Origin of the sequence: Ferruginibacter sp. (assembly GCF_031391665.1) — a bacterium.
Taxonomy (GTDB): domain Bacteria; phylum Bacteroidota; class Bacteroidia; order Chitinophagales; family Chitinophagaceae; genus Ferruginibacter.
In genome coordinates this window covers 1-13,191 of the sequence record NZ_JANMUN010000041.1, presented here as the reverse complement: position 1 = coordinate 13,191, position 13,191 = coordinate 1, and the positions used below count along the sequence as shown (strand labels likewise).

Sequence of the window (13,191 nt, the reverse complement as noted above, 5' to 3'; positions counted from 1 at the left end):
TTACCATTTAAAAAATTATTCTTGAAATGCGCTGCCATAATTTTAAATTCGCAATCTAAAAATCTTTAACCCATTTAATCTTTTTAAACAATTCATGAATATTCTTTTAATTGGCTCCGGCGGCAGGGAACATGCATTTGCCTGGAAACTGTCTCAAAGTAAATTATGTAATAAATTATTTATTGCACCCGGTAATGCAGGTACTGCTTTGTGTGGTACTAACCTGCCCGTGGCGGTAAACGATTTTGAGTTGCTGGCTTCGGCATGTACCTCTAATCAGGTAGATATGATTTTAGTGGGCCCTGAAGAACCTTTGGTAAAAGGCATTTACGATTTTTTTAAAAATAATGAAGCCACAAAACATATAGCTGTAATTGGCCCTTCTAAAGCGGCGGCACAGCTGGAAGGCAGCAAAGCATTTGCCAAGGCTTTTATGAAGCGCCATAATATTCCCACGGCTGCTTACGGAGAATTTACTGCAGAAAATTATGCTGCCGGGGTGGAGTATTTAAAAGGCCATTCGTTACCGGTAGTTTTAAAAGCCGATGGTTTGGCATCGGGTAAAGGGGTTTTAATTTGTAAGAGTAATTTGGAGGCTTTGTCAGAATTTGAACTGATGCTGCACCAGTTAAAATTTGGTGATGCAGGAAAAAAAGTAGTGGTAGAAGAATTTTTAAATGGCATTGAATTAAGCATTTTTGTGCTTACCGATGGCGAAAATTACCTGTTGCTGCCCGAAGCAAAAGATTATAAAAGGATTGGGGAAGGGGATACCGGCCTTAATACCGGTGGCATGGGAGCGGTAAGCCCATTACCATTTGTTGACGAAGCTTTTTTACAAAAGGTGAAAGAAATAATTATTGAACCAACCATTGCCGGCCTTAAAAAAGACCAGTTAGAGTATAAAGGGTTTATATTTTTTGGGCTGATGAATGATAATGGGGAACCAAAAGTTATTGAATACAACTGTCGCATGGGCGACCCTGAAACCGAAGTAGTAATACCACGTATAAAAAACGATTTGGTAGAATTACTTATTGCCACCACACAACAAAAATTACACGAAATAACCATTGACACAGACAACCGGTCTGTTGCTGCAGTTGTTGCCGTTAGCGGTGGCTATCCCGGCGATTTTAAAACAGGCATACCTGTACTGGGTCTTGATAACGAGGTTTTTCAAAGCAGCCTTATGTTTCATTCTGCTACCAAAATAAAAAAAGATGAAGTAGTAACAACTGGTGGAAGAGTGCTGGTGGTAACTTCATTTGGTAATACCATTTCCGAAGCTGCCGAACATTCAAATTACATGCTGGAGCAATTGTATTTTGAAGGCATATATTTTCGCAGTGATATTGGTTACGAATTTGAATAACCGCACACATTAATCAATTAAACGTTGGCAAATAATTTTTTAGTTTTGAAGTTCACTTTTTATGCCCGTTTAAAAAATGTCACAAATCTTTGAAAAATAAAAAAATTGCCGTTGTTAATTCAAATAATTTACGCCAACTTTGCCTGCATTAAATTACGTACGATTTTCACTTTATAAAATATGGGCCTCTTTAATTTTTTTACACAGGAAATTGCGATTGACCTGGGTACTGCCAATACCCTCATTATACACAACGATGAGGTGGTGGTAAATGAGCCTTCTATTGTGGCGCTTGACCGAAACAATCCTAAAAATATTTTAGCTGTGGGCAAAAAGGCATTGATGATGCATGAAAAAACCCACGAAAGCATACGCACCGTAAGGCCCTTAAAAGATGGTGTAATTGCCGATTTTAATGCTGCCGAGTTAATGATAAGGGAAATGATCAAAATGATCTACCCAAAAAAACCATTGTTTGCCCCAAGCTGGAGAATGATGATCTGTATTCCGTCTTCCATTACCGAAGTAGAAAAAAGGGCCGTACGTGACAGTGCAGAGCAGGCAGGCGCAAAAGAAGTTTATTTGATACACGAACCTATGGCTGCGGCTTTAGGTATTGGTATAGATGTGGAAGAACCCGTGGGAAATATGATTATTGATATTGGTGGAGGTACCACCGGCATTACAGTAATTGCTTTGGCAGGTATTGTTTGCGACCAGAGCATTCGTATTGCAGGCGATGAATTCACTGCAGATATTATGGAAGCTTTACGCCGTTACCATAGTTTATTAATTGGCGAACGTACTGCCGAGCAAATTAAAATTCAGGTAGGCAGCGCCATGAAAGATTTGGATAATCCTCCTGACGATATTCCTGTTAACGGTAGAGATTTGGTTACCGGTATCCCTAAACAGGTGATGGTAAGTTACCAGGAAGTAGCTGAAGCTTTAGATAAAAGTATTTTTAAAATTGAAGAAGCCATTTTAAAAGCATTGGAAACTACGCCTCCCGAACTGGCATCCGATATTTACCGCCGTGGTTTATACATTACTGGTGGTGGCGCTTTGTTAAGAGGATTGGATAAAAGATTGCAGGCAAAAATTAAATTGCCGGTGCATGTTGCAGATGATCCGCTAAAGAGTGTGGTACGTGGTACCGGTATTGCGTTAAAGCATTACGACAGGTATCCGTTTGTGATGAGATAAAAGTTGCAGACAGAAAATGGTGAATTTATAAATATCGAATGTTGATATAAGCCGAACATTCGATATTTTCACATCCGATATACTAAATTATTCCTCCCGGTGCGTAATATTTTTCTTTTTGTTCGCCGCTATTTCAACCTCCTTTTTTTCCTGCTGCTGCAGGGATTTTGTATTTATTTGATTGTTCATTACAACACCTATCATACAGCCGTTTTTAGCAATACTTCCAACCAGCTTACCGGTAAAGTAAATGAGCAGTACAATAAAATTGAAGATTTTTTTTATCTTAAAAAAACAAACGATTCATTAGTTAAGGCTAATGAAAGATTGTACAATAAACTGCGGGCCGATTTTCAATTACCCGATACAGCGAGTAAGGCCGTTATTGATACCATTAAAATTGATTCGCTTACACAATACAGAAAATATAATTACCTGCAGGCAACTGTAATTGAAAACTCGGTAAACCTGCAAAGTAATTTTATTGTGTTAAACAGGGGTAAGCGGGGTGGAGTAAAAATTGGTATGGGTGTTATTGATATTAATAATGCTGTGGTAGGAAGTATTACAGATGTAAGCGATGATTATGCCATTGTTATGAGTTTGCTGCATAAGGATAGCCATGTTGATGGCATGCTGTTTAAAGGTAATGGCGAAACAGGTACGGTTAACTGGGATGGAAAAATCCCCAATATTTTATCAATGAACCGCATACCTAAAAGTGCAAAGGTTGCGGCAGGCGATACTATAATATCAAGTGGTGTTAGCACCACTACAATTCCAAAAGGTAAGATACTGGGTTTTATAACAGAAGTATTTGCAGAAAAAAGCAGCAATAATTTTTTAATAAAATTAAAGTCGGCGGCAAATTTTTATAACCTGCAGTATGTTTATGTAATTGACGATAATCAGCAGGAAGCCATTAACCAATTATTAGAAAAAGCGAAACAACAGGCAAAATAAAGAAACAGTCTTTGCCTTTGGCAAAAAACGGAATCGCCACGGAAACACAGAAAATATTAATATGCTTTTCGTGTTGCTGCATATAAAATTAATAAACCCGTTTCTTTGTTTCCGTGGCCTCTGCAGCAATAATTTTCACCGCAGGTGAAAAAATAAAAAATATAAATGAGTACAGTTGTAAAAAATATTATCAGGTTTATGCTTTTTATTTTGGTACAGGTTTTTGTGCTGGATAAAATTCACCTGCACCAAATGGTAACGCCTTACTTATATTTTTTATTCGTTTTATGGTTGCCTTTTAATATGAACCGCAGCTGGCAGTTAATTATCGCATTTGTATTTGGTTTTACGCTGGATAGTTTTAACCGCAATCCCGGCTTTCATGCTGCTGCATGTGTTTTAATTGCCTATTTAAAACCACACCTTGTAAATTTATTAATACCCCAGGAAGGGGCAGATGATAATTATGAAGAACCCTCCATTAAAAGTATGGGAGGTTTTCTGCCTTATTTTATTTATGTTGCCGTACTCACAATAATTCATCACACCTGGCTGTTTTTATTACAAGCATGGCAGTTTGGTAATATTTGGTATTTTTTGGTAAAAATAATTGTATCAACCGCCATTAGTTTACTGCTGATAATAATTACCGAATTGTTATTTGTACGTAAACAAAAATTCAGAACAAACACAGTGTAGTAAATATTATAAATCTAAAATCGCAAATCTAAAAAATCATAAATCCCAAGTGTCTGTCTTTAATCAGTCTCGTAAAAATGTAATTATGCTGGTGTTTACCGGTATGTTGCTTATAATTATTTTGCAGCTGATGAACCTGCAGTTATTTTCTCCCAAATACAAATTAGCTGCAGATGACCAGGGCATTTTTAGAAAAGTAATTTATCCCGATAGAGGAATTGTGTACGACCGTACCGGAAAATCTATTTTACAAAACACCACTATTTTCGATTTAATGGTAATACCCAGTAAAATAAAAGGCACCGATACTTCAGGCATTTGTAATATTTTAGGAATAGATACCGCAGAGTTTAGAAAAAGAATAGAGAACATCGTTTTTAAATATAAAAGTTACCGGCCCTCTATTTTTGAAGCTTTGCTGAGTAACGAAAAAATGGCCAAGCTTGCAGAAAATCTGTATAAATTTTCGCCGGGTTATTATTTACAGGAAAGATCGGTTAGGGATTACCCTTTTGATGCCGCAGGAAATATTTTAGGTTACCTGAGCGAAGTAGATTCTAATATTTTAAAAAATCCCAAATACACAGGTTATGTAATGGGAGATTATATTGGTAAAACAGGCTTGGAAAGAACTTACGAAAATGTAATGCTGGGGCAGAGAGGAATTGAGTTTTGGAAAAAAGATAAAGTGGGCAGGCTTACCGAAAGATTAGAAAAAGGAAAGTTCGACACCACTGCCATTGCAGGCCAAAACATGCACACTTCATTAGATATAGAGCTGCAGGAACTGGGAGAAAAATTAATGGAAAATAAATTAGGTTCCATTGTAGCCATAGACCCCAGAACCGGCGGCATTTTATGTATGGTAAGCAGCCCAACGTTTAAACCAAAATTGTTAACCGGTGCCGAAAGAAAAAAACATATTGCGGAGTTATTATTAAACCCGGCGTTACCATTATTAAACCGAACGGTAGGCGCAACTTATTCGCCGGGCTCAACATTTAAAACTTTGCAAGCCTTAATTGGTTTGCACGAAGGTGTAATTGAAACGAGTACCAGGTTTAGTTGCTCGGGTGCGTTTTATGGTTGCGGCAGTGGCAGGCCAATGAAGTGTTTGGATTATGGCACATTCGATTTACGCAGCGCCATCACTATTTCCGACAATACTTATTTTGCCAATGTAATGCAAAAGGTAATTACAAATCCAAAGTATCCCAATCAGGATAGCAGCCTGAATGTATGGAGCCGTTATATGCAGGCTTTTGGTTTGGGCCATAAATTAGGCGTTGATGTACCATCTGAAAAACGTGGATTGATACCCAATGCTGCCTATTACAATAAAATTTACGGGGCAGGTAAATGGAATTATTGTACGTTTCGTTCGGTAAGTATTGGCCAGGGCGAAGTAGATGTAACACCCATGCAGGTGGCAAACGAAATGGCTTATATTGCTAACAAAGGCTGGTATAAAACACCTCATTTAATTGACTCTATTGAAGGCGGTGATAAATTTAATATGCTTGCAAATTTTAAAGAAAAGCATAACACCATTGATATACCCGACAGTATTTTTGAAGCAGTGCATGATGGTATGCAGGGTGTGGTGGACAGGGGAACTGGTATGGCAGCAAAAGTTGCCGGCATAAATATTTGTGGTAAAACAGGTACGGTAGAAAATTATTACCGTGGCGTTAAACAACCCAATCATGCTTTTTTCGCTGGCTTTGCGCCAAGAGAAAACCCTACAATTGCCATTATGTGTGTGGTAGAAAACAGCGGCCGATTTGGCGGTACTTATGCTGCTCCTATTGTAGGGTTAATGATTGAAAAATATTTAAACGATTCTATACCTGATAAAGCGAGGATTGCCAGGATCGATCAATTATCTAAATTAAATCTTATTCCTTCCCGTATTTATGATGAAATGAAAAGGCAGGATTCATTAAGGCATTCTAAAGACTCCGCTTATCTTGTAGCAAAAGGGTATATCAAAATTATAAAAGATACTTTGGGTATGGATGATAGTGATGAAGATGAAGCGATGGATAAATTAAAAAAAGATAAAGAAGATCAAAAAAAAGAACAACCCAAAAAAGACAGCAACGATAATAAAATAAAAATTAAAACAGAGGCAATTTTGCCTGATGAAAAAAAGAAACCGGAAATAAAAGACACGGTAAAAACGTGAGTGGTGAGTCGTCAGGTGTGAGGCAGGAGATTTTCAGTAAAAGCAATTTCTCCTTTTTTACTCACGGCTCACGGCTCACGGTTCACGGCTCACTGCTCACTTTATGTATCAAAAAAATCCTTCCATATCAAAAGGCATCGATTGGGTAATGATTTGGCTTTATGCCATACTGGTAATGATTGGCCTGCTGTGTATTTTTTCGGTAGAGTATAAAAGCGGCGACCCGGTAATGCAAACCTTTTTAGGATTTAAAAAAGAATACAGCAAACAATTTTTCTTTTTTATTGCCAGCATTATTGTGGGCATATTCATTTTACTTACCGACAGTAAATTTTTTACCGCCACCGCCAATTTGGCTTATGCATTCGGCATCCTTTTAATACTGGCCACATTTGTTGTTGGTAAAGAAGTAGGCGGATCAAAAAGCTGGATACCACTGGGCTTTATGAATATTCAACCGGTGGAAGTTTGTAAAATATTTACATCGCTGGCGCTGGCAAAATATTTATCGCTGCCCGAAACTAATTTTCATAAAACACAAACACAATTAATTGCAGCGGCCATTGCTTTTAGCCCGGCCATATTATCGGTATTGCAAAGCGAACCCGGTGCGGCCATTGTTTATTTTTCTTTCGGTATTTCTTTTTACAGAGAAGGTTTACCCACCATGTATTTGATCATTCTTTTTTCTTTTGCCATACTTATTATTGCCAGCATTGTAATATTGCCCAATACCTTATTTATTGCACTTACTGTAATTGCGGTGCTGTTTATGTTTTTATACAGAAGAAAAATAAAAAGAGATAAGGGTTTTTTAATTTCTATTGCAGCAGTGTGGATTTTATGCGTAGGTGTACAAAAATTTTTAGTGCCTGCTTTGTTTGAAAGTGTTTTAAAGCCACACCAGGTAGTGCGTATTTTTTCTACGTTTGGTATTGACGATTATAAATTTAAAAACCCTGATCGTATTGCAGAAATACAAAAAGAGTTTAGCAAATTAGGTACAGCAAAAAAGAAACCCGGCGAAAAAGTAGAAAGTTATAATGTAAAGCAATCTAAAATTGCCATTGGCAGCGGTGGATTTTGGGGCAAAGGTTATCTGCAGGGTACACAAACCCGTGGCTCGTTTGTGCCGGCGCAAAACACCGATTTTATTTTTAGTTCCGTTGGAGAAAATTTTGGTTTTTGGGGTTGTGTTGTTTTAATGCTGCTGTATTTTGGCTTAATGCTCCGGCTGGTTTTTTTAGCAGAAAGGCAAAGAAGTACTTTCAGCCGTGTGTATATGTATTGTGTAGTAGGTATTTTATTTTTTCACGTGGCATTAAATGTTTGTATGACGCTGGGGCTTGCACCATCACCCGGTATTACATTACCATTACTCAGTTATGGCGGCTCTTCCTTAATAACCTTTACTGTATTATTATTTATATCAATTAAATTAGATGCCGACAGGGGAATGATATTGAGATAGAGCAGCCCCATCCCGTGAAGGGGAGCATACGCTGCTTTATCCTACTTCTTTTCAATTACTTTTGCAGTTAACTATTTTATATAACAATACCCAGTAAATAATCAGGGTCAAAATTCTCCATCATCTTCTTCATTTCCTCCCCTCGGGGGGAGATAGAGGGGGCTGTGGCTCGGCATCATGAAAATAATTCCACTCAGCGAAGGCGCATTCACTATCGATAACACCAAACAGTTTGTTCCTTTTAATAAAGACAAAGATGATCTGCAGCAAAGGCCCATAGGCAGTTTGCTGGTAGAAATACAACCCTTTGCAATAGTTACTGCAAAAGATATTTTAGTAATTGATACAGGGCTGGGTTTTACTAATCCCAACGGCAGTTTACAAATTCATCAAAACCTTTTGGATAATGGTATTAACCCATTGGATGTTACCAAAGTTTTATTAAGCCATTTGCATAAAGATCATAGCGGCGGTGTTAGTAAGGAAGATAAAATTTTGCAGCATCGGTTTATTAGTTTCCCCAATGCCATGTATTATGTAAACAAAGATGAATTTGATTCAGCTATGGCAAAAGGCAAACCTTCTTACACACCAGCAGAATTTGAAATTTTAGGCGAAAGCGATAAAGTAATTTTTACACAGGGTAATGGTGTTATTGATGATTATATAAAGTACGAAGTAACCGGCGCACATTCGCCCTTTCACCAGGTTTTTTGGATTGAAGAAGATGGACAGAAAATATTTTTTGGCGGCGATGTGGCACCGCAACTGCAGCAAATGAAAAATAAATTTGTAGCCAAGTACGATTATGATGGAAAGAAATGTATGGAGCTTCGCCAGCAATGGTGGCAACAGGGGCAACAGGAAAAATGGACTTTTTTATTTTATCATGATATTAAAACGCCGGTGGTGGAGTTTTGATAAAAATAAAAAAGCTGCTACTTCCGTAACAGCTTTCAAAATATTTTTCTCAAAAATTATTAACGCAACTTATGTATAAACTCATTATCCATAAACTGTTTTTGAATATCTTTCAGATCTCTTAATATACTGGCATCAACCAACTGTCCGCCGGTTTCTACAATAAAGCCACCAATCAATTCATCTTTAATGGCGGTTTCTATTTCAAATGTTTTGGTGGGCATTGCTGCTTTCACATTCGTCATAATCTCTTCCCTTAAAGTATCTGTAAGCGGGCCGGCAGTAGTAATTTTTACTTTTTGAATATTGTTTAAAGTATTGTACTGGTCAATGTATGCATTTACAATTTCGGGTAAATTGGCTTCCCTTGTTTTTTTAACCAGCAACTGAATAAATGCGGTAGTTAAAATACTCACCCTGCTTTGGGTAACGGCATTTATAATTGCTTCTTTTTTATCAGCTTTAATAATCGGGCTGCTTAATACCGCTGTAAAATCAGGATTGCTTTTGCAAACGCTGTTCAGCCATTTCATATCGGCATATACAGCTTCTATTTGATTTTGCTCTGTGGCTAAATCCAATAAACTTTTTGCGTACCTGCCTGCTAAACGTGGATTGTTCATACCCCTTTTACCCCTGTCCCCTAAAGGGGAACTTGATTTGTATCAGTATTAATTCAATTTGAAAATTACTGATGGTTAAAAATTAATAAAACAAAATATAAAATCAATCGTCTCCATTTCCCCCTTTAGGGGATAGGGGTTAATTCAACTTCACTTCCGATGCCAACACTTTAATATAATCTTCCTGCTCGGCTTTATTGCTTAATTCCTTGCGTAAAACTTTTTCGCTGGTTTCAATTACTAAATTACCAATTTGATTTTTTAAATCGGTAAGTGCTGCCATTTTTTGCTGCTGAATGGTTGACTGTGCATCGGCCATAATTTTTGCAGCAGCTGCTTTGGCTTCTTCTTTAGCATCGTTAACTATCTTATCTTTTATTTCTTTAGCCTCTTTTAAAATAACACCTCTTTCTTCACGGGTTTTTGCCAGCAAAGCTTCGTTATCATTTTTCATTTGCGCCATTTCTAGTTTTACCTTTTCGGCGGTAGCCAATGCTTCAGTAATAGAATTTTCCCTGTCGTTCAATCCTTTTACAATAGCAGGCCATGCATACTTTTTAAGAATAAAAAACACAATCAGGAAAGCTAAAAGCGTCCAAAAAAGTAAACCAATTTCCGGTAATAAAAGTTCCATGTTATAAATTATTAAGGCTTATTACTATTATCTTAACTCCAATGTTTTATTGTTGAATTAGTACAAAAGCCAGTATCAAAAATCTGATTAACCACATTTCCCCCTTTAGGGGATAGGGGCTTTAAAATACTGCATCCTCCGCCCTTTGCTTTGGATGCAGTAAAAAGTTGGCAACGATTATAAAACCATTGCAAGGAAGCCCACGATGATAGCAAATAAAGCAGCACCTTCTACAAGGGCAGCAGCTAAAATCATGTTAGCACGGATATCGTTAGTGGCTTCTGGCTGACGGGCAATACCTTCTACTGCACCTTTACCAATTTGACCAATACCAATACCTGCACCCATTGCAGCAAGACCAGCACCTACGGCGCCACCTGCGTTTGCAATGCCTTCCAGTAAAATTAATCCTAAGTTCATGTTACTTGATTTATTGTTAATTAATAATTCCGAAATTAATGAGCAGTTGTTGCATGTGCATCATCATGGCCGTGATCGCCTTCAATTGCACCGCCAATTAAAACTGCAGTAAGTGTGGTAAAGATGAACGCCTGTAAAAACGCTACCAATACTTCTATAAAATAAATAAAAATAGTAAATGCTATTGATAATGGACTGGCACCCCAGCCAGCGGCTGTGCCCATTTTTTCTCCAAAAATAAATATCAGTGAAATTAAACAGATGATGATAATATGCCCTGCCACCATATTGGCAAACAAACGAATGATTAAGGAGAAAGGCTTTAAGAACATACTTAAAAACTCTACCGGCACTAAAATAAACTTTACACCTAATGGCACTCCCGGCGGGTTAAAAATATGTGCCCAGTAATGTTTATTACTGCTTGCAATGGTAACAACAAAAGAGATAACACCCAGCACGACAGTAAAGGCAATATTACCCGTAACATTTGCAGTACCCGGTATTAAACCAAAAATGTTGTTGATTAATATAAAGAAGAAAATGGTTAATAGATAAGGAAGGTACTTACTTGCTTTATAACCCAAATTTGGAACAGCCACTTCATCTCTTACAAAAGTAATTACTGGCTCCAGTAAACTTTGCATGCCTTTGGGTGCCGATGTTACACCCTGACCAGCGGTGTATTTTTTTGCAATACTTACCATTATCCAAACCAAAATTATTAGGGCCAAAAGCATTTGTACCACATTACGGGTTAAAGAAAAATCGTACACTTTAACCGTTGGATCGGTTGGTACAACCTTTCCTTTTACTAAATTATAACCTTCTACTTCATGCTCGCCATGGTGAAAAGCTGATGACATAAAAGCAGAAAAACCTTTTTGAGGGGAGTATAATATTACAGGTAAAGGGATAGAAGCATTAAAAAAATGGAACTCGTGACCATCCATAATATGACCGAATATTACTTCTTTCATATTTAACTTTCCCTTGCCTTCATTTTCCGGTTCGCCGCTTGCAAAAGCATTGTTTGCAAAAACAGTTAAAAAAAGGCTGAAAGCCAGTACCAGTAAAGATTTTAAACACTTTTGAAGCATACCCATCCCTAATTTTGCCGCAAAGATAAGGCGGCACAGGGGAAATTAAAAATTGAAGAGGGATTAATTAAGGAACTGGCGAAAAGTATCTTTAAAAACAATAAAGCTTTGCGTATTTAAGTGAATATATATTTGGTAATCAAAATGTACAATTTATAGTTTATTGTAAACTGTGTATCTAAATAATTACCCCCTTCTTCTCAAACTGCATTTTATGCAGCTGATAATAAAAACCCTGTTTGGCTAAAAGCTCCTCATGGGTGCCTATTTCTTTTATTTCTCCCTTATCCAGCACCATTATTTTACTTGCTTTTCGTATTGTGCTCAGGCGATGTGCAATTACAATAGAAGTGCGGCCGGTTATTAAAGTATCTATAGCATGCTGAATTAAATTTTCGCTTTCGGTATCTACAGAAGAAGTGGCTTCATCCAAAATTAAAATAGAAGGGTTGTATAATAATGCCCTTACAAAAGACAGCAACTGCCGCTGGCCCAGCGATAAAGTAGCACCACGTTCCATTACATTATAATTGTAATTACCGGGCAACTGCATAATAAAATCATGTATGCCGATAAGTTTAGCAGCATTGATAACAGCCTCTTTGTTTATTTCCGGATTACGAAGTGTAACATTATCTACTACCGAACCGCTGAATAAAAACACATCCTGCAGTACTACGCCAATTTGTGTTCTTAAAGTATCTAAAGGATAGGCTTCAATATTTTTATCATCAATTTTTATACTGCCTTTTTGTATATGGTACAAACGGTTTAATAAACTTATGATGGATGTTTTGCCACTTCCGGTATGGCCAACAATTGCTAATGTTTCGCCTGGATTAATTGTGAATGAAATGTTTTTCAACACATACTGCTCATCAATATAAGCAAACCAAACTTTATCAAAGGCCACCTTACCCTGTATGGAAACTGGAATGTGATCGCCTTCGTTAACAGCACTGTCTTCATTATCCAACACTTTAAAAACCCTTTCGCTTGCAATCATGCCCATTTGCAGCACATTAAATTTATCGGCAATTACACGTAACGGACGAAATAATAAATTTAAACAAATGATAAAAGAAGTAATGATACCGGCAATCTGATCTCTTTCAGCAAAGTCCGTTATATTAATTGCATCTTTTGCAGCCCACCACACTAATAAACCAATTGATAAGGCCATCACTAATTCAACAATAGGAAAAAAAATAGAGTAAGCAAAAATGGCTTTTATGTTTGCATTGCGGTGCTCTTTATTAATAGCATTAAATTTATTGAACTCTCTTTTTTCGGCAGCAAAAGCCTGCACCACCGCCATGCCGGTAATATGCTCCTGCACAAATGCATTTAAATTTGCTACAGCATTACGCACCCTTATAAAAGATTTGTTTACACTTTCTTTAAAAAAATAAGTGGCAATCATTAATATAGGAAACGGTGCAAGGCAAACTAAAGTTAGTTGCCAGTTTACAATAAACATGTAGGTTAAAACAGAAATGATGGAAAGGAGATCGGCAATTATTGGAATCAGCCCATCACTAAAAACATCGTTTATAGATTCAATATCATTTATGGTACGTGTGGTTAATGT

General features: G+C 37.2%; 12 protein-coding genes. 7 read left to right on the top strand and 5 right to left on the bottom strand.

Annotated features, from left to right (window positions below):
- Positions 1 to 94: 94 nt before the first annotated feature.
- The 7 genes from purD (at position 95) to ACY651_RS03500 (ending at position 8,823) form a co-directional block, all read left to right on the top strand.
- The gene (purD, locus tag ACY651_RS03530; protein WP_462249776.1) at positions 95 to 1,375 is read left to right on the top strand and encodes a phosphoribosylamine--glycine ligase; all 1,281 of its coding nucleotides are present in this window, start codon (positions 95 to 97) and stop codon (positions 1,373 to 1,375) included.
- A 180-nt stretch (positions 1,376 to 1,555) separates the two neighbouring features.
- Positions 1,556 to 2,581, top strand: coding sequence for a rod shape-determining protein (locus ACY651_RS03525; RefSeq protein WP_462249774.1), 1,026 nt, complete (start codon positions 1,556 to 1,558; stop codon positions 2,579 to 2,581).
- Positions 2,582 to 2,680: 99 nt separating this feature from the next.
- On the top strand, positions 2,681 to 3,544 hold the full coding sequence (mreC, locus tag ACY651_RS03520) for a rod shape-determining protein MreC (protein ID WP_462249772.1): 864 nt from the start codon (positions 2,681 to 2,683) through the stop codon (positions 3,542 to 3,544).
- Between the two features lie 165 nt (positions 3,545 to 3,709).
- Positions 3,710 to 4,243, top strand: a complete 534-nt coding sequence (mreD, locus tag ACY651_RS03515; RefSeq protein ID WP_462249770.1) for a rod shape-determining protein MreD — start codon at positions 3,710 to 3,712, stop codon at positions 4,241 to 4,243.
- Positions 4,244 to 4,328: 85 nt separating this feature from the next.
- Positions 4,329 to 6,431 (top strand): penicillin-binding transpeptidase domain-containing protein, encoded by a 2,103-nt coding sequence (locus ACY651_RS03510; RefSeq protein WP_462249768.1) that lies wholly within the window; start codon positions 4,329 to 4,331, stop codon positions 6,429 to 6,431.
- A gap of 103 nt (positions 6,432 to 6,534) precedes the next feature.
- Complete coding sequence (gene rodA, locus ACY651_RS03505) at positions 6,535 to 7,902, top strand: rod shape-determining protein RodA (protein WP_462249766.1); 1,368 nt, start codon at positions 6,535 to 6,537, stop codon at positions 7,900 to 7,902.
- Between the two features lie 177 nt (positions 7,903 to 8,079).
- Positions 8,080 to 8,823 (top strand): MBL fold metallo-hydrolase, encoded by a 744-nt coding sequence (locus ACY651_RS03500; protein ID WP_462249764.1) that lies wholly within the window; start codon positions 8,080 to 8,082, stop codon positions 8,821 to 8,823.
- A 59-nt stretch (positions 8,824 to 8,882) separates the two neighbouring features.
- Here ACY651_RS03500 and atpH read toward each other — a convergent pair whose 3' ends face one another.
- The 5 genes from atpH to ACY651_RS03475 form a co-directional block, all read right to left on the bottom strand.
- The gene (atpH, locus tag ACY651_RS03495) at positions 8,883 to 9,446 is read right to left on the bottom strand and encodes an ATP synthase F1 subunit delta (protein ID WP_462249762.1); all 564 of its coding nucleotides are present in this window, start codon (positions 9,444 to 9,446) and stop codon (positions 8,883 to 8,885) included.
- Between the two features lie 139 nt (positions 9,447 to 9,585).
- Positions 9,586 to 10,080: a F0F1 ATP synthase subunit B gene (gene atpF, locus ACY651_RS03490; RefSeq protein ID WP_462249760.1), complete on the bottom strand. Its 495-nt coding sequence runs from the start codon at positions 10,078 to 10,080 to the stop codon at positions 9,586 to 9,588.
- 177 nt (positions 10,081 to 10,257) lie between these two features.
- Entirely contained in the window at positions 10,258 to 10,500 is a 243-nt protein-coding gene (gene atpE / locus ACY651_RS03485; RefSeq protein WP_462219815.1) for an ATP synthase F0 subunit C, read from the bottom strand.
- A 35-nt stretch (positions 10,501 to 10,535) separates the two neighbouring features.
- Positions 10,536 to 11,600 carry a F0F1 ATP synthase subunit A gene (gene atpB / locus ACY651_RS03480; RefSeq protein WP_462249758.1) on the bottom strand — a complete coding sequence of 355 codons (1,065 nt, stop codon included), beginning with the start codon at positions 11,598 to 11,600 and terminating at the stop codon, positions 10,536 to 10,538.
- A gap of 178 nt (positions 11,601 to 11,778) precedes the next feature.
- Positions 11,779 to 13,191, bottom strand: a 1,413-nt coding sequence (locus ACY651_RS03475) for an ABC transporter ATP-binding protein (protein WP_462249756.1), incomplete at its 5' end; no start/stop codon positions are given.

Bases quoted from the DNA above. Each gene is read 5' to 3' on its own strand.
- purD (WP_462249776.1), top strand. From the start codon at position 95: ATGAATATTCTTTTAATTGGCTCCGGCGGCAGGGAACATGCATTTGCC.
- ACY651_RS03525 (WP_462249774.1), top strand. From the start codon at position 1,556: ATGGGCCTCTTTAATTTTTTTACACAGGAAATTGCGATTGACCTGGGT.
- mreD (WP_462249770.1), top strand. From the start codon at position 3,710: ATGAGTACAGTTGTAAAAAATATTATCAGGTTTATGCTTTTTATTTTG.
- ACY651_RS03510 (WP_462249768.1), top strand. From the start codon at position 4,329: ATGCTGGTGTTTACCGGTATGTTGCTTATAATTATTTTGCAGCTGATG.
- rodA (WP_462249766.1), top strand. From the start codon at position 6,535: ATGTATCAAAAAAATCCTTCCATATCAAAAGGCATCGATTGGGTAATG.
- ACY651_RS03500 (WP_462249764.1), top strand. From the start codon at position 8,080: ATGAAAATAATTCCACTCAGCGAAGGCGCATTCACTATCGATAACACC.
- atpH (WP_462249762.1), bottom strand. From the start codon at position 9,446: ATGAACAATCCACGTTTAGCAGGCAGGTACGCAAAAAGTTTATTGGAT.
- atpF (WP_462249760.1), bottom strand. From the start codon at position 10,080: ATGGAACTTTTATTACCGGAAATTGGTTTACTTTTTTGGACGCTTTTA.
- atpE (WP_462219815.1), bottom strand. From the start codon at position 10,500: ATGAACTTAGGATTAATTTTACTGGAAGGCATTGCAAACGCAGGTGGC.
- atpB (WP_462249758.1), bottom strand. From the start codon at position 11,600: ATGCTTCAAAAGTGTTTAAAATCTTTACTGGTACTGGCTTTCAGCCTT.